The sequence below is a fragment of the Catenovulum agarivorans DS-2 genome, assembly GCF_000568405.1.
In the GTDB taxonomy this organism is placed as follows: Bacteria; Pseudomonadota; Gammaproteobacteria; order Enterobacterales; family Alteromonadaceae; genus Catenovulum; species Catenovulum agarivorans_A.
On the sequence record NZ_ARZY01000138.1, the window covers coordinates 1 to 241 of the forward strand.

Annotated in this window: 1 protein-coding gene; it reads right to left on the reverse strand. The window is 46.5% G+C overall.

The features are described 5' to 3' along the window. Positions 1 to 241 (reverse strand): Ig-like domain-containing protein (locus DS2_RS19515; protein WP_035016763.1); only part of this gene is annotated, 241 nt, incomplete at both ends.

Genomic DNA, 241 nt, shown 5'->3' on the forward strand with positions numbered 1-241 from the left:
GCATTGACAATGCCATCGCCTTCAATTGGCGTGGTAATAACAGGTGCACTTGGCGCTGAGTTGTCTAGCGTAATATCTTGCGTTGCACTGCTTGATTCATTGCCCGCGGCATCGGTTTGTATAACCGTTACGGTCAGTGAGCCATTGTTAAGCGCTGAGATATCTATCTCGTTACTTTCTATCGTCCAGTGACCACTGGTATCGGCATTTGTTTGAATTGAAACGCTACCAATGGTAATGG